Raw genomic sequence first — 18,917 nt, 5'->3', positions numbered from 1 at the left:
GGGGTGGGGAGATCTGGTGTTTATAGCTTTCTGTGTTTGAGGCAGGGCATTTTTGTACGAATTTCCTGTAGCAGTTTCATGTCCAGATCGGCTGTCAGGACAACCGGGTCTTTTTCTGCCTGTGCCAACACCTCTCCCCAGGGAGAAATAATCATGCTATGCCCCCAGGTCTGTCGTTTATTGGGATGCACCCCACCCTGATTGGCTGCCAGTACATAACACTGATTTTCAATCGCCCTGGCTCTTAGCAACACTTCCCAATGGCTCTGCCCGGTAGCGTGGGTAAAGGCGGAAGGTACGGTAATAATATTGGCACCGGCAGACACCAGTTTCCGGAACAGCTCCGGGAATCTCAGGTCATAGCAGATGCTTAAACCGATTTGTGCTTCACCTATATCAACGACGAGTGGCTGATCTCCCGCCGAATAATCACTGGACTCCTGATATAAACGCTGCTGGTCTGCCACACTGGCATCAAACAGATGAATTTTGTCATAACGACTTTCCAGTAAACCCTGAGGGTTAAACACAAAACAGGACGCCCTGCTGTTTTGTCCGGCATCAACCTGAAAGGGAATGGAGCCGCCTATCAACCAGGCTTTGTGTCGACGGGCAGTGTCTGCCATCCACTGCCTGACTTCTGTCGTGTTTTTCCCGAAGGCAGAAACATCACCCCCAAACCGGGCAAAACACTCAGGCAACAGAATTAAATCAACCGCTTCGTTTATTATGGGGGCAAGCTGAGCATCAATATGGGCAAGATTGTCCCGGATATTATTGCTGGAGCATAATTGCACGACAGCGGCTTTAAGCATGGATAAAACCTCTTTAAAACTTTTCTTCTTTTACTGACACTGCCACACTTAACTCCATTAATAAATCAAAGGCTACGTCTTTATGTGCCTGATTATTTTTTCCTGGCAGCCTGATGCCAGCTACCCGCTGACCTTAGTGGCTAACCGGGACGAGTTCTATGACCGCCCTACAGCCCAGGCTCATTTCTGGGAAGATCATCCTGATATTTTCGGAGGCCGGGATCAGGAGGCATGGGGTAGCTGGCTGGCTCTGAACCGGTCCGGCCGGTTTGCAGCGGTGACCAATTATCGCCAGTGGCCAGCTCCTGAAGGAGACATCTCAAGGGGACAACTGGTAACAGACTGTTTGAACAGCTCCCTCTCAACGCATTCGTTCATAAATAACATTCAGAAAAATGCCCTCCGATACAGTGGATTCAACTTTCTGGCAGGCAGCATTAATGAACTTTATTACTATTCCAATATTGAAGACGTAGTGAAAAAACTCGAACCCGGTGTTTATGGGCTGTGCAATAAGTTGCTGAATACACCCTGGCCGAAACTGCTAAACGCCAGGGATGCCGTCACTAAAGTGCTGAACAAGGATAATTTCGCAGAGCCGAAAGCCCTGTTGCAAATTATGCAGAATACGACAACGTTCCCTAGCCACTTGCTGCCAGACACAGGTATAGGCAGAGAAAAGGAGAGGTTGCTTTCCAGTGCATTTGTCAGCAGCCCGATCTATGGAACAAGAAACACCAGTGTATTGATATTTAATCGTCATAAAGAAGTCAGCTGGCATGAACAGACTTACGGCACAAACGGTTGTCATTTAGAGTGGAAACACTTTTCTATTGGTTACGAGTGATCTGTCAGCTACTCCAGAGAAAAGTGGCTACCTTCTTATTATTTGGTTCTTCCCTGTTTTAAGTGGGTAGTTTTCAACGATGTACGCCAGTGGGGTACAAGTCCAAGCCTCCAAGATGAAAGTAGATCGCTGTCTTATATCTTTCACGGTTTCGAAAGCCACAAGCCCGATTCTTCAAACTCTGAATCTTGCTGTTCACTCCCTCTGCTCGACCGTTATTAGCCTCAAGGACAATAGCGTTGATGATACCCCACAAGTGCTCTTTGACCGTTCTGGCAACTTCTTTTATGGGCTCAAGCCGACATCTCTGCGCCCAGCATAGCCACCTCTTCCAGGCCTTGATTGCCCAAGCTCTGGACTTGTAATTCCATAAGCTCATTGCCATTTGCCGGATGGCCCAGGCGCGAGCTGTTTTAAGTGTCGAGTTTCTCAGTGGTTCGAAGTTATCCCACTGCTCTTCAGACATGTTTTCAGGGTTAGTCAGCCAGTCGTAGCGAGTCCCCTTAAGCAGCTCTACACCTTGGTTTACAAGGGCTTTGTTCTCTTCTATCCGAACCTTGTTGACAGCTTTACCCAGAGACTGAGCAACGTGAAACTTATCAAATGCAATCTTCTGATCTGCGTCTGGAACATTCTCACTGACTGACTTGATGTAAGCCTTGGACATGTCCATCGTCACGCATTCGATCCCCTCTTTATGGTCATAGGGCAGTGTGTCAAAGTACTCGTTGAGACTGTCACTTTTACGGTCATCAGAAACGTGAATAACAACGCCTTGGTCGTGGTCAGTGACCACTGTGACGTATTCATGATGCTTTTGAAATGAGGTTTCATCAACAGCGATTCGTTTTGGTGGCTTAGCATCACGACGAGCCAGTCCTCTCTTCACTGCACGCTGCTGAATACCGTCTATGGCATTCCAACCAAGCTTCATTTGTCGTGCAACTGCCTTCGTAGTTGCCTCCTTTAGCCAGTCAATAACAAGGGCTTCAAACAGAGCTGTATATCGAGAGTCAGATTCAGCCCAGGGCACATTGATGGCTAACACCTTATGCTCAGGGCACTGGGTCCGTGGAACCCTGGCAACTAGAATAGTCTGAAACTGACAGGTATCCAGATGACGCCACTTCTGAGTGATGTGGTCGTAGCCAGAGCAGGGCTTATCGCAAACACTGCATTTGCAGGCCTTTTTACCATTGTGTTCAATGAATACCCGAACCTGTTGATCCTGTAATGACAATTCAACTTCAGAAACGAACCAAGGAGACTCAATACCCAGTATTTGAGAATAGAGTTGCTTATCACGCATCGGTGCATCCTTGCATTGAGTGCTTCAGAATATAATAAATCACCCACTCAAATTGAGGAAGAGCCTATTATTTGCAATAAGTATTAAGAGGATTTCAGAATGCTGAGTTTCCGCTACCTTCTTTCTGCTGCACTGCTGGTATCAACACTGTTCGTATCAACGCTGACTCTGGCACAGGAAGAAAACTGGCAAACGATTGGCAGTACACATGTACGATCTACCGCGCAGATGGTCAACATACCGATACTGAAATCATTTCAGAGCAAGAACATTAAGGCTATTCGTTTTCATGCTTCAAAAGGCAACATAGACATACACTATGCCAAGCTGATACTGAACGACGGAGACAACATCAATGTCAGCATTCAGAGAACGGTTCGGTCGGGCTTAAATTCAAGGATGATTCCTATCGAAATCCATGGTCGCGTCATCAAAAAAGTCACCCTCTTTTACGAGGTTCAAAGAACAGACGTCGTACACATCGACCTGCAGGCACAAATATCGCCTGAAAATTGAGAAGCTGTTAAGGGCTGAACTCATGCAAATGTCTGAATGCAGCCCGATTTATACAAATTCTGCCGTCTAAACAACAGAAACCGGGCAATAGTAGACGACACTTTTTGCTAACTACGTTTTGGAAAAATCAATGCCAGAAAAATAGACAACAATGGGAGAAAGTGAGGAAGGAAATCAATCGTTGAAACGGCGGCTCTTAATACCCAGAACTTTACCAAGTCCTTCACGGCACAGTGCCAGCTCAAGAGAGCTGCGAATCACCTGAGCGTTATCCATCGTCAACACTTCAGCCAGTATATCCCTGGCCTTTTCCATGGTCATCCGCCTCAATGCCCACTTCACTTTAAGCAGGTTCGTGGCACTCATAGACAACATATCAACCCCCATTGCCATTAACAGCACTGCCGCTGCAGGGTCTCCGGCAAGTTCGCCGCAAATGCTGACGGTTTTACCTTCTTTATGGGCGTCCTTAACGACTTTTTGCAAAGCCTGCAATACCGCCGGATGGTAGGAGTTATACAGGTCGGCAACACGGGGGTTATTCCGGTCAACCGCCAGCAGGTACTGGGTAAGGTCATTGGAACCGATGGACAGGAAGTCAACCTGCTTTGCCAGATCCCTGACCTGATAGACCGCCGCTGGCACCTCGATCATGACACCGACCGGCGGCATCACCACGGGCAGACCTTCAGACAATACTTCGGTATGTGCGCGATGAATAAGGTGCATCGCCTCTTCCACCTCGAACACGCTGGTAATCATGGGCAGCATAATCCGGAGGTTATCCAGCCCGACACTGGCCTTGAGCATGGCTCGTACCTGCACCAGAAAAATTTCCGGATGATCCAGTGTTACCCGAATGCCCCGCCAGCCCAGGAATGGGTTATCTTCTTTGATGGGGAAATAACTCAGGGACTTGTCACCGCCAATATCCAGGGTTCGCATGGTCACAGGTCTTGGAGCAAAAGCTTCCAGCTGGTGCCGGTAGATTTTTTCCTGTTCCAGTTCACTGGGGAAACGTTCCCTGAGCAGGAAAGGCACTTCGGTCCTGTAAAGACCTACACCTTCAGCGCCCCGGTCCAGTGAACGAACGGTATCAGTCATCAATCCCGTATTGACCCAAAGGGGAATTCGATAGTTATCAGGCGTCAGGCAGGGCAAACCGCTGATTGCTTCAAGTCCTTCGGTAAACTCCTGCTCCTCTTCAACCACTACCTGGTAGTGTTCCAGCAACTCAGCGGAAGGGGTCGAGTAAACCAACCCAAGGTTGCCATCGACGATCAGCTGGTTTCCCGACAGTTTCAGGAAGGGCAGATCAACCGCTCCCATGACCGTAGGGATACCCAGCGCTCTGGCAAGAATGGCGGCATGGGAGTTGCCCGATCCCTTCACTGACACCAGACCTGACAACTGTTCATGGGGAACGTCGGCCAGCATGACCGGCGTTAACTCTTCACTGACCAGAACGGTATTGTCTGGGTAAATGATGTTGTTTTTGTCTTCTTTTTGCAGGTAGGACAGCACCCGTCGACCAAGGTCTTTGACATCGGCTGCCCGTTCCCGCAGGTAAGCATCTTCCATCTTTTCAAAATTACGGACATGCTCATCAATGACATACCGCAAGGCAGCGGGAGCCCAGCTGCCTGCCATGATCTGGTTACGGATTTCAAGCCCTAACGCATTGTCATCCAGCATACTGAGATAAACATCAAACAGAGCCTGTTCTTCCACTGGAAGCAGTTCTGAGAGTTTTGCTGCCGTTGCTTTCATTTCCGCACGCACGGCTTCCAGCGCCCGATCCAGTAAAGCCAGTTCTGCGTCAAGGTCGTCATGCTGACGATCAGGCACAGCCCCCAGGTCTGCCGGAGGCGCGGCTACAACCGCTTCACCAATGGCAACACCTGAGGCGCCGGCAGTCCCTTGAAATCGGGCAGTTTTTCTGGGGTTGTTCGGTGTAACGAGAAGAGAACCTGTGGCTTCGGCGTGGGCTATCACCCCTGCCAGCTGGGCAGACATGGTGACCAGAAACGCTTCTTCGTGTTCATCAAAACGACGGCGTTCTTTTTGCTGAACCACCATAACACCAAGAATCTGGCGATGATGGATAATAGGCACCCCGAGAAACGAATGGTAACGTTCCTCGCCGGTTTCTTTGATGTAGAGAAATCTGGGATGTGCAGCAGCGTCTTCAAGGTTGATCGGCTCTTCCCGAAGCCCAACCTGCCCGACCAGTCCTTCGGACTGGGTCATTTTCACCACCCCTACAGCAGAAGGGTTCAGCCCTTCCGTAGCACTCAGGGTATATTCACTCTGTTCCTGGTCGAACAGGTAAACAGAACAGACGTCTGTCTTCATGGTGTCCCGAACACGCTGCACAATAATCTGCAACGCGGCCCTGAGGTCAGAGGCAGCACTGACTTCCTGAACAATTGTGCGCAGGGTGTTCAACATAGTCGTCTGCTCTTAACCTCCGCCTGAAATTCCTTAATCGGTGACGCCTGTATTAAAATCAGTGACGTCTATTCAGTAGCACCTGCCTCAGGTCGAGCCATTACCGGACAGCATCAACATCAGAGTGTGTCAGGGTTTGTTAACTACCACCACCCTGCAGACGCCCAATCCTTGGAGCCAGCTCCCGCAAGGCTCGTCGATACACTTCCCGCTTGAATGACACAACCTGCCCAAGAGGGTACCAATAACTGACCCAACGCCATCCGTCGAACTCGGGGGACGGTGTATGATCCACGCTGACACGGTCATCGCTTGTGAGCAACTTCAGCAGGAACCACTTCTGTTTCTGTCCAATACAGAGTGGGTACTGCTCTTTGCGTACAAGACGTCGAGGCAATCGATAACGCAACCATCCCCGGGTACAAGCCAGAATTTCCACGTCTTCCGGCTGAAGGCCTATCTCTTCATAGAGCTCCCGGTACATGGCCTCTTCCGGAGATTCTCCATCATTAATTCCCCCCTGGGGGAATTGCCATGCGTCCTGTCTTATACGCCGCGCCCAAAGGACCTGACCGTGTTGATTTGCGAGGATAATACCGACGTTTGGTCTGAATCCATCTGAATCAATCACGCCTGCGGCTACCTAAAATGTTTCTTATAACGCATTGTTTCACAAACGGCGTAAACACAGCAACGAAGATGCCAATTTAGTTAGACTAATATTGATCTGCCTCTGAAAACAGACAGGTTAGTCCTTACTCACAGGTTATCTGTATTCACAAACCTGCAAAAATTCCTGTTAAAAGCTGACCTTAGTCCTGTTTTTGTCATATTGATGCCTTAGACTGTTCCGGTCTGAACTGCGTCCTTAACTATTTCATGGCCTGCAGTTATAAAAATTTCATCAACCGTGGAGACTAACAGGAGGTCTTGTGGCTCTCGCAATTTTTGATCTGGATAATACTCTGATCGCTGATGACAGCGATCGTCTTTGGATTGAGTTCATGTGCGAACAACAACTGGTAGACGTGGAAACTTTCCGAAAGGGAAATGATTATTTTTATGAGCAGTACATGCAAGCCAGCCTGAATATTGACCAGTATCTGGATTTTGCCCTTGAACCACTGACTCATTTCACCATGGGTGAACTGAAGCAATATCACGAACTGTTTATGCACGAACACATTCGTCCGGTTATGCTCGAAAAAGCCCGGGCGTTGCTGCAAAGGCATCGGGACCAGGGCGATCATCTGATGATCATCACTGCCACCAACCAGTTTATAGCTGAACCTGTCGCCAATGAGTTTGGTGTCGATACGCTGCTGGCTATCGAGCTGGAGATTAAGGATAACCGTTACACTGGCAAAGTAACTGGTATCCCAACCTTCCAGGATGGCAAGGTGTTACGTCTGCAGGAATGGCTGACCAAAAACCCTGAGTTCAGTATGGAAGGCAGCTATTTCTACAGTGACTCTAAAAATGATCTGCCGCTGTTGCAAAAGGTAGATTTCCCGTTTGCTGTTAATCCAGATCCGGAGCTGGAAAAAGCAGCGCGGGAAAACGACTGGCCAGTGCTTAACCTTCGCTAACCCACTTGAAGCGGGCTGTAAAATGCCTGAGTACCGGCGGCTCATAAATCATCTGAACGCCTTTAATGCTCTCAGCCCGCTCATTAACAGCCTGTAATGCCTCAGCCACATAATCCATGTGGTCGTTGGTATAGACCCTTCTGGGAATCGTCAGCCGCATCAATTCCATAGGCGAAGGTTTCTGCTCACCGGTTTTAGGGTCACGCCCAAGCAACAGTGAACCGATTTCAACACCTCTGACACCCGACTCCAGATACAGTTCATTGGACAATGCCAGTGCCGGAAATTGCTCAGACGGAATATGCGGCAGCATCCTTTTAGCGTCGATGAACACAGCATGCCCCCCCGTCGGGGACTGAATAGGAATCCCCGCCTGATGCAGACATTCTCCCAGATACGCTACCTGCCCGATGCGATAGCTGAGAAAACCTTCGTTCATTCCTTCCCGGAGCCCGGTCGCCAGAGCTTCCATATCCCGCCCGGTCATACCGCCGTAGGTAATAAACCCCTCCATCGGCACACAGCGAACTGATACATTGCGGTAAAGGTCTTCATCGTCCCGGATACAACACAAACCACCGCTGTTCACCACCGGATCTTTTTTGGCCGAGAGCGTCAGCATGTCGCCGTAGCTGAACATTTCCCGAATAATGTCCGGCAGTGATATTGCGGCATAATCCGGATCACGCTGTTTGATAAACCAGGCGTTTTCACAGAAGCGCGCACAATCGAGTATCACCGGAATATTATGCTGTCTGGCGATTTCACTGACGGCACGTATATTGCCCATTGAAACCGGTTGCCCGCCAACACTGTTACAGGTAATCGTGATAATAATGCCGGCAATTTGCCCAACTTCCGTTGTGGCAATGCTTTCCTGAAGGCGGTTAAGGTCAAGGTCACCTTTCCACAGGTCGGCATAACCGGTATCAAACGCTTCGGCCTTAACCAGGTTGATTGCCTGACCGCCGGCCAGTTCCACATGGGCTGCCGTGGTATCAAAGTGGTAATTAGAGATAAAAACGGGTTGGCTGTGGCCGGTCCGGGCAACCAGTTCAGGAAATAAAATCTGTTCTGCCCCCCGCCCCTGGTGGGTCGGCAGAACATATTCGTAACCAAAGATATCCTGAGCCACCTGCTGGAGTCGAATAAAGCTTTTACTGCCCGCATAAGCCTCATCCCCAACCATTAAGGCAGACCACTGCTGGTCGCTCATGGCACCTGTACCAGAATCTGTCAGAAGATCAATGTAAACATCATCGCTCTTTAACAGAAAAGGATTGTAGCCCGCTGCCCGTAAAGCCTGTTCCCGCTCAACTCTGGTGGCCATCCGGATCGGCTCCACCATTTTTATACGAAAAGGTTCGGGTATTCTTTTCATGCCCTGGTTCCGGTGATATAAGAATCGAGACAACAGTTTAGGCACTGGCGGGTATTATGCCTGCCATATTTTCATATAAAGTATTTTATATTTTCGCCACTGCAAATTCTGGGCAGCTACAACTTTTCTTCAGACAAAAATTAATTTATTAAATTCATCAAGATTCATAACCACAGTACATTATCATCGACTGTCAATGTCTACCCTAAGAATGGCTGCAGAAGACAGACTAAACGACACTGGTTCGTTTTCGAGACGGGCGGATGTCATTGAGTACTTAAAATTTAAAGTGGACAAAAAAAAACTTATGCCTATTTTTTATCTGAAATCATTTTATGGTACACGCTGATGAAAACGCCTATTGGTCGTTACATGTCATTTTGTTTGGTCGTTTTTAGTCTGGTATTCATTGGTATTTATTCAGGAGCCGGGCAAGCGAAAGGATTTAAAAAAGACAATGTTCGACATTATTATGAATATACAGATGGGGAAACGGGTAAAAGATTTATTTTTTATGATCATAATTTCCGTAGCATAAACATTCCACTACTAGAGCTTCGCTCATCTACCGTAAGAGAAGTTAGTGTCGATGAGGCGTTGAATTACGACCAATGGATTCAAATCCAGGTTAGACGAAATACTGTCTGGCTTGGTAGGGAGTCATCGACTGCGGAGCGGGCAAGATCAAGAGTCATATCCGAAGAACTACGCAGCATTAGCTTTTTAAACAACAACGAACATCTGAACACCCAACATACGGAAAATCACAATGTTAAAGAATATGGAATAATCCAGATTCGATTATCAAAAGAAGAATTCTCTAAAAACCCCAATGACCTGATAAACAGAATTAAGGCTCACCTTGATTCTATGAAGGTACTGGACACCATTAAAGGGTATTCAATACGAGGTATGTACTTTGATAGTGATGGAACAATACACAAATTAATTATTCGCATCAATGATGCCTCCGATATGGACGCCACTCTATCATCACTCAGGGTCGCTCTTAGCGCCGGTTTCGGTTCAGTGGCTACAACAGGGGGTATGAATGAACTAATAATTTCGTCAGAAAATGATGGAGTGGGTACGTCTGCAACAACGGCAACAGATGGAATGAATGAACTCGTCCCGCCAGAAAATTTTGGAGAGGGTACGTCAGTAACAACGGCAACAGATGGAATGAATGAACTAATCCCGCCAGAAAATTTTGGAGAGGGTACGTCTGCAACAACGGTAATAAATGATCAGGTTGAGCCAGTTTGGGAGGAAAATAATGAGGATGCTGCTCTGACAGAAAAGCAGGCAGAAGAGCTGACAGAAGAGCTGACAGAAGAGCTGACAGAAGAGCAGGCAGAAGCAAAGATACTGGCGATAGAAGAAGGATTGGAAAGGGGAAGCCAACAGGGTTATTTCCGATCCGACCATGACCACGAGGGTCTGGATCTCAACAGAGGCATGGTAGCCAGATTTCAAATCATCCTGAGTTTTCTAGATTCAACACCTACCGATACGATTATCCGACACCTTAAAAGCTTTGCAAGAGAGATAAGAGTCAGAAATCCCAAATCTGTCTTTATATTGTTGCGCAACTCTGTAAGGATTTGTCAACGTGATGGTAACAGTATAATCGTTGATCTTGTGTTATCAGAGGACCTATCTCCCAACGGGGCTCCAAGAGGAAACCATTTAAATTGGGAATTTTTAAGGCGTTTAGATTATGTCTCTGAAGTTAACTCTCATTACTCGGCTGAAGCCGTTCTGGTACCAGCATCTACACCGGAACCTGAGCCACAACAACGAGCCTGGGCTGCCTGGTTCCGGGGGCTATTATCATGTATCTTCTCAAGGCATTCAGAGGGCGGGGGAGCAGCCTCAGATGAGGAACAGCCACTGGAAATGAACAGAGTAGAAGCGGTAAGAGGTCTTATGCCTGGCACTCCTGTTTTGGGCTCAAGCTATAGTCCCAACGCTGGTTCAAAATAGATACCCGAATGATCAGTCTCAACGAATAGTCAAACCATTACGCCCTTTTCCATCACCTGCTATGGAAGAGGGCAAAGCCTCTTCCAGTTCGGCTTGAATTAAAAGAGGCTTGACGTTTATACCCGTGTCACCCTGGCAGTCATCGCCTTGATGTATTCCGTTTCCGGAATGGCAGGCAGGATTGGGTGATCAGGTCCCTGATGACCCTGTTCAATAATTTGCAGGTTTCGCTCAATATGGCGACTGCCTGCGCGCAGTGCATCCAGCATACTGTCACGCTGCAGGTGCATGGAACAGGAACAGGCCACCAGAATGCCATCCTTGCTCAGCAACCGCATAGCCATCTCATTGATGCGACGGTAAGCCAGTTCACCGGCTTTAACGTCTTTACGTCGTTTAATAAACGCGGGCGGGTCAACAATGATGACATCAAACTGCTCCCCTTCGGCTTTCAGCTGTTTCAGGGCCTCAAACGCATCGCCCTGCATGGTGCCGACTTTGTCCTGCAGGCCGTTCAGTTCGGCATTTCGATGAACCAGGTCAACGGCTTTTTCAGAAGCGTCCACACAGATCACTTCTTCCGCACCAAAGGCTGCACACTGAACGCCCCAGCCACCGACGTAACTGAATACGTCCAGAACCCGCTTGCCTTTTACGTAGTGACGCAGACGGTCACGGTTCAGGCGATGATCGTAGAACCAGCCGGTTTTCTGTCCTTTCATTACCGGTGCCAGGAAGCGTACACCGTTTTCTTCCAGCTCCACCTCATCAGGCACTTCACCATGAGCCACCTCAATGTACTCCGGCAGATTTTCCAGCTTGCGGGAAGACCCATCGTTTTTCAGCAAAATACCTGTCGGCTTCAGCACCTGCACCAGTGCTTCCACAATCTGGTCTTTCGCCAGCTCCATTCCGGCTGTAGAAATCTGCACCACCAGTACATCGCCAAACCGGTCGACTACCAGACCCGGCAGACTGTCGCTGTCACCAAAAATTAATCGGTAGCAGGGCTTGTCGAACAGTCGCTCACGCAGGCTCAGGGCGACTTTAATTCGATGAACCAGCAGGGATTTGTCGAGCATATACCGGGCATCACGACTCACCAGGCGAGCGCAGATCAGCGTATTCGGATTAACATAACCCGTGCCAATGGCTTTGCCTGCGGCGTTTTCGATGAGAACCAGCTCACCAGTAGAAAAACTTTTCAGAGGTGTTGCCTTAGTGTCGACTTCGTTGCTGTAAATCCACAAATGGCCTGCTTTCAGACGGCGGTCAGCCCGATCTTTCAGCCGCAATGCTTTATGAGTCATAGAGGGGAATGCCCGATGGGTAAACAGTTATTAATTAAACAGAGGGAGCGCATTATACAGATTCAAGCGTTCTGGACATCACGATCTTGTCGACACCGCTCATGTTATCCACATACTCTTTCACCCTGACGTAGCCACGGTCTTCATAAAACTGGATGGTTTGAATATCAGGGCCAAGACATTCCACCTCTATGGATTTACACGTTAGTGCAACCTGCTCTTCTGCCGTGTCCATCAGCATCTGTCCAATTCCCTGCTGGCGAAGCGCCTGAGCTACCCAGACAATATCAATTCGGTTACCCTGCAAAGCCAGCATGCCCACAAGGTCTGGCCCATCAACCGCTACCAGCATATCCGGCCAGATGCCCTGTACATATTTCTCAATGTCTCCCCCTTCGGACCAGGGTCGCAGCCGCTCTGCTTCAACCAGTTCTCCATAACTGGCCAGCAGGGACTCCTTGCAGAGTTTAACCAGAGGCTTTATATCAATTTCCTGAGCTTTACGAACAATTGTACTAACAACTGTATTAACAATGGGACTGCTCACTGGCGTACCCTCTATTAACATCATGAGTGTGCTGCTTATGTTGGGTTGCAGGAGAGGATATTCAACCGGCTGCTTTTCGATCAGGGACATTAAGGAGAAAACCACCTGAAAATCAGTAAAAACCCATCAAATATTCCAATAAAACCCATAAATATTAGAAATTTACGGATAGGTTAGGGCTGTGTTCATCTTTAGTCTGCTATCTACAGTACTGAAGACAGGAGTATTACCCATGTCCACTGATAGCCATAACAAGGAAAAACAGCTCATGGAAACCTACCAGGAGTCTCTTGCCCGGCTGTTGATCAAATACAACGGCCTGCCGGACAGCAAGCCCCTGCGAGAACTGGTAGCCGCTGCCCAGTCAGGTTTTACCCAGGGCGCCAATGAATTTGTTGATCAGGCGTTGCAACTGGTCGAGCCTCAGGAAATAAAAGGGTACCTGCGAACCTACCCACTCGCTCAGGTGCTGATGGGCATTATTAAATACCACGAGCTGAACCGTGACACACAGATTATTCGTAATGTGGTGGAAACCCTGCTGGACAGCCTGGAAGAGCAGGACAGGAACATTACACTGCATTAAACTTCTGGTTATGAGCATAACCAAACAACATCAATACAACCTAGCTGCCGAAGGCTATATTGTTCTACCCGGTATTGTTTCCCAGGCGCTTTGCAGCGACGTGGTAAAGCTTATTATGTCGTTTACCGGGGCAGACCTGAAAAAACCGGATAGCTGGTATAAAAAAGATCTGGGACACAACGGTATTGTCCCCATACATCAACATCAGGCTCTCTGGAATATACGTCAGCATCCGTCTGTCCATCAGGCATTCGCCAGACTGCTGGCGACCGAAAAACTCTGGGTCAGGCTTGACCGGCTGTCATTCAAACCACCGCAAAGGCAGCCAGAAGCCTTCGACAAAAGCAATATTCATCTTGACTTCCCTTATCAGAAAATAACCTCTCTGCGTTTACAGGGAATTCTCTATCTCACCGATACGGAAGAAAACCAGGGTGCTTTCTGCTGCGTACCGGAACTGTTCAAACAGCCGGAAGTTCTGAAACAGAAAAAAGACCTGTGGTTCAGCAATGAAGAACTGGAAGGCTACGAAATAAGAAATGTTGCAGCCACAGCCGGAAGCCTGATCATCTGGGATTCGCGGCTGCCGCACTCCGGAAACATCAATACGTCTGACCAGCCCCGGCTTGCCCAGTACATCTCTATGTGTCCAGAGGATTCAGAAGAGAGCCGTGCCAGCAGAATCGCTCTCTGGCAGGCCAGACGAGCCCCGGAAAAGTGGCGGAACATGCCTTATCAGCAAGACCCGGAAGATGGGGAAGTAGCAAAGCTGACAGAGCTTGGACAAAAGCTGTTAGGGCTGACTCGCTGGTAAACGGTCATCGTCTTCAGAAAAACGGTGCCGGTTAAACCGCTGAACACCACCAATCCAGGTCTGGTCTACGTGAATCTGACCAAGACTGCTTTGATGGGTCAGTGGATTATCAGACAACACCAGAAAATCCGCCAGCTTGCCCGCTTCTATAGAGCCGGTTTTCCTGTCCACATCCAGCTCTCTTGCAGCATCAATGGTAAAGCGTCTTAATAACAACATAATTCTTTGTGACTGATCGTATTTATCAGGCTCTTCATTTAGCGCGGTTTCAGGTGGTGCGATTTCAGATGGTGCGATTTCAGATGGAACGATCGAGTCGCTGATCGTTTTCAAAGGCTCTACAAGAGTACTGGTATACGATTTGCTGTTTTTCTGGATAAAGACCCGCTGGGGAATAACCCCAATTTGCGACAAGAGTTCCAAAGGCTTGTTTTCTACCTGACGGGGCAAAGCAGCCCGAACGCTGGTAACGCCACGTACAAGATACTTCTCCACATTCAGGCTTAATATGTCCAGCCCATCGGCAAAAGAGATGTTCATTTTGCTACTGAAAAAGTGTCCGTGGATATCGATAAAGCCGGGAATCAGCGCTTTCCCTTCCAGATCAATGATATGGGCATCATCTGCCTGTTTCTTCAAACTATCTTCAGTGCCGGTTGCCACAATTCGGTCCCGTTCAACCAGAACCGCGTCCGCAATCGTGTCATAGTCGTCCATGGTGAGTATCACACCATTCACAAACAACTGCTTACCAACAGGTGTCGGATTAAGGTAAAACCAGAAATAGATGGAGGTCGCCAGTACCAACAGAAAGGCCGCCACCACGGACACAAGAAAATAGCGAAGAATCTTCATTGTCAGTTAACCATTCTTATTCTTTCAGCAGCTTCACCACTGACTCGGTTAGAGAGCTGATAGCCTGCCAGTAGCGGGCATCTCCCACTGTTGCCCCGGAAGAGGCTCCGGCAGAAACCCGTTCTGCCAGAGGCATTAGTGCCTGCTGCAACGCTTCCGGACAGACCGCTTTGCGCTCCGGGGCTGTCATTTCCGGGTAGCATTCACGATAAAAACGACTCCAGTCAAACTGCAACCCGGGGTCTGCCTTGCCACGAAAACCGGCAATGTGTTCATGCCCCATTACCTGCTCAGGATCAGCCAGTGCCGGAAAAGACTGCTTAAGCACCTGCACCACTTGCTGCAAAGCCTCGTACTGGGCATCAGTGTAGGAAAACAGATTGCCGTTCAGATTGACCAGTTCGATACCAATGGAGTGATCGTTAAACATCTCCCTGCCACTGTAACGGCTGACACCAGCATGCCAGGCTCGCCAGGCTTTACCTTCCAGACATTGTACCAATTCATAAATTCCGCCGTCGGTATCAATGATCAGATGTGCCGAGACTTCATTGTCACCATTCATAAAAAGATCCAGCGTTCCCTGCAAATCCACCGCCGTGTAATGCAGGATAAGGTGCTCAACAGCAATCTCTGTTCGGTCACAATTGGGGCTGGCAAGTCGATAGACGTTCATAAGCAGTCTCTGGGGCTGATCTATTAAACCTGCCTGAAAATCACCAAACAATCTACCACCAACAATCGACTATCTGTCGCTTCTCCCTATGGAAGCCGTTACTATCCAGACCAGTCACTTACCCAGGAGTCCCATTATGGCGAAAGGTATGCAGAAACATCAGGAACGGGTCTATGCCCTGAATCGTCTTGGCAAAGACCTTGCCCGGCGTGCCAGCTCTAAATGCGAACTGTGTGAAGCAGCAGGCGTGCCACTGAAAACCCGGGAAGTCGACCCGGTACCGGAAGAACCTGACATTGATCACTGCCTGATGGTGTGCGAAACCTGTCAGGAACAGCTTGATTATCTGGACAACAAACCCAAACGGGTTCAGCCGGATCACTGGCGCTGTCTGGGTAAAACAATATGGGGTACATTGCCAGTTGCCCAGGTCGTCTCTCTGAGGGTGTTACGGCAACTGGAAAACGACTATCCATGGGTTGGTGAAATACTGGAACACGTTTATCTGGATGCAGAGGTTGAAGACTGGGCCAACAATCCCTGAATCAACCTTTGCGCCAGACAAGATGAGGCAGGTGCCTGAGAAAAAGGTTTATTCATTGGTGCCTCCCTGCCGATAGTTATAGCTGATAAGTACCTGACCACAGGTAACTTCATTGGCTGAACAGACTACATCGGAAAAACTATGGGTCCTGGAAAAACTGATTTTAACTCGCAAGGCATGATGGAGTCCTTATGCCTGGTAAAGGGCGATGACATAGTGTCAATCCGGCCAGAAGACAGTTATTTCAAGGGGTATTCTGTTCGGGCGCATAAACCGTATAAAGCAGGCCACTTAAAAGACGCTTTAAAAAGAAGGCTCCCTTCGTTTGGCAACCCCATTCCTAACCGAGATACAGTCCAGCTTGAAGGCGTTACGCCGGGGTACTGGTTTGATAGTTTATATAAACAAGTGATAGATCTTGCATGCCAATATGATGAATACCCCAGGGACACCTCAACGCGCCGGGAAGAAAAAATCGATCTACTTTTCGGAATGGAGGCTTCTGCCAGAAATTATCTTGCAAAATACCCTCTGCCAGCCCCCCCCTCGGACCAGGAATTAAAACGATATCAAATGGTCGAAGAGATACTACGCAACATTGCCAAAGAAAAACGACTGTTGTTTGGTATAAAAAAAGAGTTTGGCAAAATTTACCTGCCAGAAGATGAACTGGATGCCCGGGAGAACTTTGCCAGAGGTAACTCTGCGTCTATCGCCAAGGTAACTTATAAAGCAGAAAACCCAGACGATGAGTCGTTTGTCGCCGTTTTCAAAGCCTCAACACCTGACCAGAAGATTAATGCTGAAGCCGCCAAAGCGTTTGGCATCTGTGATAATTCAGAGACAGCCAAACTTAGTCACCGATCAGTCTATTTTTATGAGCTGGACCTGCTCATGGGAATGGAGCTAACACCGCCCACATTTTATGCCATCCATAATGGCCAGCCCGGCTCCTGCCAGCAGTTTGTAGAAGGTCAGCATGTTTCAGAAAGAGGCAGCGTTGACGAGGCCTACAATGCAGATATTGCGGAAATGGTGCCAGACATTGTACATGGTGAATATATTGACCAGGGCAGAAGCTTCAGACTTCCGAGTAACTCACCCGATCTGAAAGCACGGCTTTCCAGAATGTCAGATGAGGACTTGAAAGCACTCTATCATGACAGAGATCTGGTATTGACCAGAGAACAGGTTGTTGACATTGCTCCTCTGGAGCTGCGTCACCCGAAAACACAAAAAGCACTGGCTGAGGCTCAGCTTCTTGACCACCTTGCGGGCAGCGTAGACCGAAACCTCAGTAATATTTTCTTTGTTCCCAAAACCTATGAAGATGAAGATGGAGATGAAGATACTTATTGCGGGATACAGTTAATCGATAATGATCTCTGTGCTGCAGCGGGCAACGTGCATGACAATGAAGAAGCCCGCTCACTAACCAGCCCTTTTCGTATTAATATGGCAGGCCGGGTACCCAACTTTATCGATCGCTCAACCGCCCAAAGACTGCAGAATTTGAGTTACGAAGAAGTCTATGAATTACTGGTGTTACATCAGTTGGTCGATAGTGCAGAGCTGGTTTCTCAACGAGAGCGGCTAAGAAACTGCATAGATGCAATTCGGCGCGCCCTGAACGATCCTGCTGGTAAAACCGAAGTCACTTATAAATCGTTTGTGAAGGAAGCCAGGCGGGACAGAGTCACCGGCAGAGAGATCCCCGGAGAGTTTGAAACCAGAGTCATTGAATCGGTCGACGAGATTACTCTTGTTGACGAGTGGGATGATGAGACTTACCAGAAGATGCTGGAAAACAGGGATACGTATCTTTTCAGGGCAAACGACTGTCGAATCTCCGAGCTGGGTGCAATGATAGACAGCAATCCCGAAAAAGCAGCAGAAATCTGGGCAACACAGTTCCACCTGATGGGAGCCAGGCCCATGGCTGAGGCTTACGGTAAAGACCGTAGGTCTATCCCCAAATTGCGTGCGTTTCTGGATCATTACCGTAAAAGGGTTGCTCTTGACTGCCATGCAGACATCAAGCGAGCCTGCGACTTTGTTCATACCCTGGTCAAAGACCCCAAACAAAATCTGACAGCGGATGAACAGCAGGAAGCATCAGATCTTCTGCTACCCATGATGCTGGGCGATAGAGCTACCGGCAAAGACATTGGCAGAGCCCTGAATTTCTGCCAGTCCAGTCAACTGCTCAGGGCCAGTACGGTTATGGCTCTGCTCCCACAAGCTACTAAAATGGCAGCAAACATTCCTGCCGACCAATGGAAACCATCAGAATACTTTGAGACCAACTTTAAATTTATGATTAAAGATGTTGGCTTCCCTCCGGTACCGGACAGAATAGCCTTGTCTCAGTGTGTTGAAGGCGCATATCCTCAACGCGAGTCCATAGACATGCTGCGCTTTTGCAGTTTACTGACTACCTGCACTGTTCCCGCCTACATAAAAATAAACAAAAAACTGGATACCGTGACCTGTAAAGAATACAGCCATGCCATGAAATACATGACCCCGGAGGCTCTGAAGAACATACGCGGTGCTGAAGCAAGAAACCGCAGAGCTTTGATAAGACAAACCTGTTTTCCGCTTGAAGACGGCTTAGACCAGAAAAACATTGAAGCGGTTACACTGCTACTGAATCATCATTTTGGAGTGATTGAGTATTTAAACCATTAA

At 48.5% G+C, this 18,917-nt stretch carries 17 protein-coding genes; 8 read left to right on the top strand and 9 right to left on the bottom strand.

Translation table 11 applies throughout. The annotated features are described in order from the left end of the window. Positions 1-20: 20 nt before the first annotated feature. Positions 21-815, bottom strand: a complete 795-nt coding sequence (locus tag NX722_RS24040) for a carbon-nitrogen hydrolase family protein (protein WP_262565395.1) — start codon at positions 813-815, stop codon at positions 21-23. An 82-nt stretch (positions 816-897) separates the two neighbouring features. Here NX722_RS24040 and NX722_RS24035 point away from each other — a divergent pair, with 82 nt between their 5' ends. Beyond that, entirely contained in the window at positions 898-1,662 is a 765-nt protein-coding gene (locus NX722_RS24035) for an NRDE family protein (protein WP_262565393.1), read from the top strand. A gap of 73 nt (positions 1,663-1,735) precedes the next feature. Here the strand turns inward: NX722_RS24035 and NX722_RS24030 are convergent, their stop codons facing one another. Then, positions 1,736-2,971, bottom strand: a complete 1,236-nt coding sequence (locus NX722_RS24030; protein WP_262563604.1) for an ISL3 family transposase — start codon at positions 2,969-2,971, stop codon at positions 1,736-1,738. A gap of 99 nt (positions 2,972-3,070) precedes the next feature. Between NX722_RS24030 and NX722_RS24025 the strand changes: the two genes are divergently transcribed. Beyond that, positions 3,071-3,487, top strand: coding sequence for a hypothetical protein (locus tag NX722_RS24025; protein WP_262565391.1), 417 nt, complete (start codon positions 3,071-3,073; stop codon positions 3,485-3,487). Positions 3,488-3,661: 174 nt separating this feature from the next. Here the strand turns inward: NX722_RS24025 and ptsP are convergent, their stop codons facing one another. Together ptsP and NX722_RS24015 are read right to left on the bottom strand one after the other, a co-directional pair. Continuing rightward, the gene (gene ptsP / locus NX722_RS24020; RefSeq protein ID WP_262565389.1) at positions 3,662-5,938 is read right to left on the bottom strand and encodes a phosphoenolpyruvate--protein phosphotransferase; all 2,277 of its coding nucleotides are present in this window, start codon (positions 5,936-5,938) and stop codon (positions 3,662-3,664) included. Positions 5,939-6,077: 139 nt separating this feature from the next. Beyond that, entirely contained in the window at positions 6,078-6,569 is a 492-nt protein-coding gene (locus tag NX722_RS24015; protein ID WP_262565387.1) for an RNA pyrophosphohydrolase, read from the bottom strand. A gap of 301 nt (positions 6,570-6,870) precedes the next feature. Here NX722_RS24015 and NX722_RS24010 point away from each other — a divergent pair, with 301 nt between their 5' ends. Beyond that, complete coding sequence (locus NX722_RS24010; RefSeq protein ID WP_262565386.1) at positions 6,871-7,527, top strand: histidinol-phosphatase; 657 nt, start codon at positions 6,871-6,873, stop codon at positions 7,525-7,527. On the opposite strand, the gene NX722_RS24005 is transcribed toward NX722_RS24010, so the two are convergent. After that, complete coding sequence (locus tag NX722_RS24005) at positions 7,514-8,908, bottom strand: tryptophanase (protein WP_262565384.1); 1,395 nt, start codon at positions 8,906-8,908, stop codon at positions 7,514-7,516. The two genes, NX722_RS24010 and NX722_RS24005, sit on opposite strands and share 14 nt — an antisense overlap. Before the next feature lie 348 nt (positions 8,909-9,256). Between NX722_RS24005 and NX722_RS24000 the strand changes: the two genes are divergently transcribed. Next, positions 9,257-10,894 (top strand): hypothetical protein, encoded by a 1,638-nt coding sequence (locus tag NX722_RS24000; RefSeq protein ID WP_262565382.1) that lies wholly within the window; start codon positions 9,257-9,259, stop codon positions 10,892-10,894. A 116-nt stretch (positions 10,895-11,010) separates the two neighbouring features. Here the strand turns inward: NX722_RS24000 and NX722_RS23995 are convergent, their stop codons facing one another. Then, positions 11,011-12,204 (bottom strand): class I SAM-dependent rRNA methyltransferase, encoded by a 1,194-nt coding sequence (locus NX722_RS23995; RefSeq protein WP_262565381.1) that lies wholly within the window; start codon positions 12,202-12,204, stop codon positions 11,011-11,013. A gap of 52 nt (positions 12,205-12,256) precedes the next feature. Continuing rightward, positions 12,257-12,841 (bottom strand): GNAT family N-acetyltransferase, encoded by a 585-nt coding sequence (locus tag NX722_RS23990; RefSeq protein WP_262565380.1) that lies wholly within the window; start codon positions 12,839-12,841, stop codon positions 12,257-12,259. A gap of 142 nt (positions 12,842-12,983) precedes the next feature. On the opposite strand from NX722_RS23990, the gene NX722_RS23985 reads away from it, so the two are divergent. Continuing rightward, positions 12,984-13,337 carry a hypothetical protein gene (locus NX722_RS23985; RefSeq protein ID WP_262565379.1) on the top strand — a complete coding sequence of 118 codons (354 nt, stop codon included), beginning with the start codon at positions 12,984-12,986 and terminating at the stop codon, positions 13,335-13,337. A gap of 10 nt (positions 13,338-13,347) precedes the next feature. After that, positions 13,348-14,151, top strand: coding sequence for a phytanoyl-CoA dioxygenase family protein (locus NX722_RS23980; protein WP_262565378.1), 804 nt, complete (start codon positions 13,348-13,350; stop codon positions 14,149-14,151). Here the strand turns inward: NX722_RS23980 and NX722_RS23975 are convergent. Both NX722_RS23975 and NX722_RS23970 read right to left on the bottom strand, forming a co-directional pair. Continuing rightward, the gene (locus NX722_RS23975; protein ID WP_262565377.1) at positions 14,131-15,006 is read right to left on the bottom strand and encodes an amidohydrolase family protein; all 876 of its coding nucleotides are present in this window, start codon (positions 15,004-15,006) and stop codon (positions 14,131-14,133) included. The genes NX722_RS23980 and NX722_RS23975 overlap by 21 nt on opposite strands. Before the next feature lie 16 nt (positions 15,007-15,022). After that, complete coding sequence (locus tag NX722_RS23970; RefSeq protein WP_262565376.1) at positions 15,023-15,682, bottom strand: N-acetylmuramoyl-L-alanine amidase; 660 nt, start codon at positions 15,680-15,682, stop codon at positions 15,023-15,025. A 136-nt stretch (positions 15,683-15,818) separates the two neighbouring features. Here NX722_RS23970 and NX722_RS23965 point away from each other — a divergent pair, with 136 nt between their 5' ends. Together NX722_RS23965 and NX722_RS23960 are read left to right on the top strand one after the other, a co-directional pair. Continuing rightward, positions 15,819-16,226 carry a phnA protein gene (locus NX722_RS23965; protein ID WP_262565375.1) on the top strand — a complete coding sequence of 136 codons (408 nt, stop codon included), beginning with the start codon at positions 15,819-15,821 and terminating at the stop codon, positions 16,224-16,226. 141 nt (positions 16,227-16,367) lie between these two features. Continuing rightward, positions 16,368-18,917, top strand: a complete 2,550-nt coding sequence (locus tag NX722_RS23960; protein ID WP_262565373.1) for a hypothetical protein — start codon at positions 16,368-16,370, stop codon at positions 18,915-18,917.

Origin of the sequence: Endozoicomonas gorgoniicola, from assembly GCF_025562715.2 — a bacterium.
Taxonomy (GTDB): Bacteria; Pseudomonadota; Gammaproteobacteria; order Pseudomonadales; family Endozoicomonadaceae; genus Endozoicomonas_A; species Endozoicomonas_A gorgoniicola.
The sequence above is the reverse complement of the archived record's forward strand: the minus strand, read 5'-3'. Positions and strand labels throughout refer to the sequence as shown.

Bases quoted from the DNA above. Each gene is read 5' to 3' on its own strand.
- NX722_RS24040 (WP_262565395.1), bottom strand. From the start codon at position 815: ATGCTTAAAGCCGCTGTCGTGCAATTATGCTCCAGCAATAATATCCGG.
- NX722_RS23970 (WP_262565376.1), bottom strand. From the start codon at position 15,682: ATGAACGTCTATCGACTTGCCAGCCCCAATTGTGACCGAACAGAGATT.
- NX722_RS24030 (WP_262563604.1), bottom strand. From the start codon at position 2,971: ATGCGTGATAAGCAACTCTATTCTCAAATACTGGGTATTGAGTCTCCT.
- NX722_RS24025 (WP_262565391.1), top strand. From the start codon at position 3,071: ATGCTGAGTTTCCGCTACCTTCTTTCTGCTGCACTGCTGGTATCAACA.
- NX722_RS23975 (WP_262565377.1), bottom strand. From the start codon at position 15,006: ATGAAGATTCTTCGCTATTTTCTTGTGTCCGTGGTGGCGGCCTTTCTG.
- NX722_RS23995 (WP_262565381.1), bottom strand. From the start codon at position 12,204: ATGACTCATAAAGCATTGCGGCTGAAAGATCGGGCTGACCGCCGTCTG.
- NX722_RS23985 (WP_262565379.1), top strand. From the start codon at position 12,984: ATGTCCACTGATAGCCATAACAAGGAAAAACAGCTCATGGAAACCTAC.
- NX722_RS23965 (WP_262565375.1), top strand. From the start codon at position 15,819: ATGGCGAAAGGTATGCAGAAACATCAGGAACGGGTCTATGCCCTGAAT.
- NX722_RS24000 (WP_262565382.1), top strand. From the start codon at position 9,257: ATGAAAACGCCTATTGGTCGTTACATGTCATTTTGTTTGGTCGTTTTT.
- ptsP (WP_262565389.1), bottom strand. From the start codon at position 5,938: ATGTTGAACACCCTGCGCACAATTGTTCAGGAAGTCAGTGCTGCCTCT.
- NX722_RS23980 (WP_262565378.1), top strand. From the start codon at position 13,348: ATGAGCATAACCAAACAACATCAATACAACCTAGCTGCCGAAGGCTAT.
- NX722_RS23990 (WP_262565380.1), bottom strand. From the start codon at position 12,841: ATGTCCCTGATCGAAAAGCAGCCGGTTGAATATCCTCTCCTGCAACCC.
- NX722_RS24005 (WP_262565384.1), bottom strand. From the start codon at position 8,908: ATGAAAAGAATACCCGAACCTTTTCGTATAAAAATGGTGGAGCCGATC.
- NX722_RS23960 (WP_262565373.1), top strand. From the start codon at position 16,368: ATGGGTCCTGGAAAAACTGATTTTAACTCGCAAGGCATGATGGAGTCC.
- NX722_RS24035 (WP_262565393.1), top strand. From the start codon at position 898: ATGTGCCTGATTATTTTTTCCTGGCAGCCTGATGCCAGCTACCCGCTG.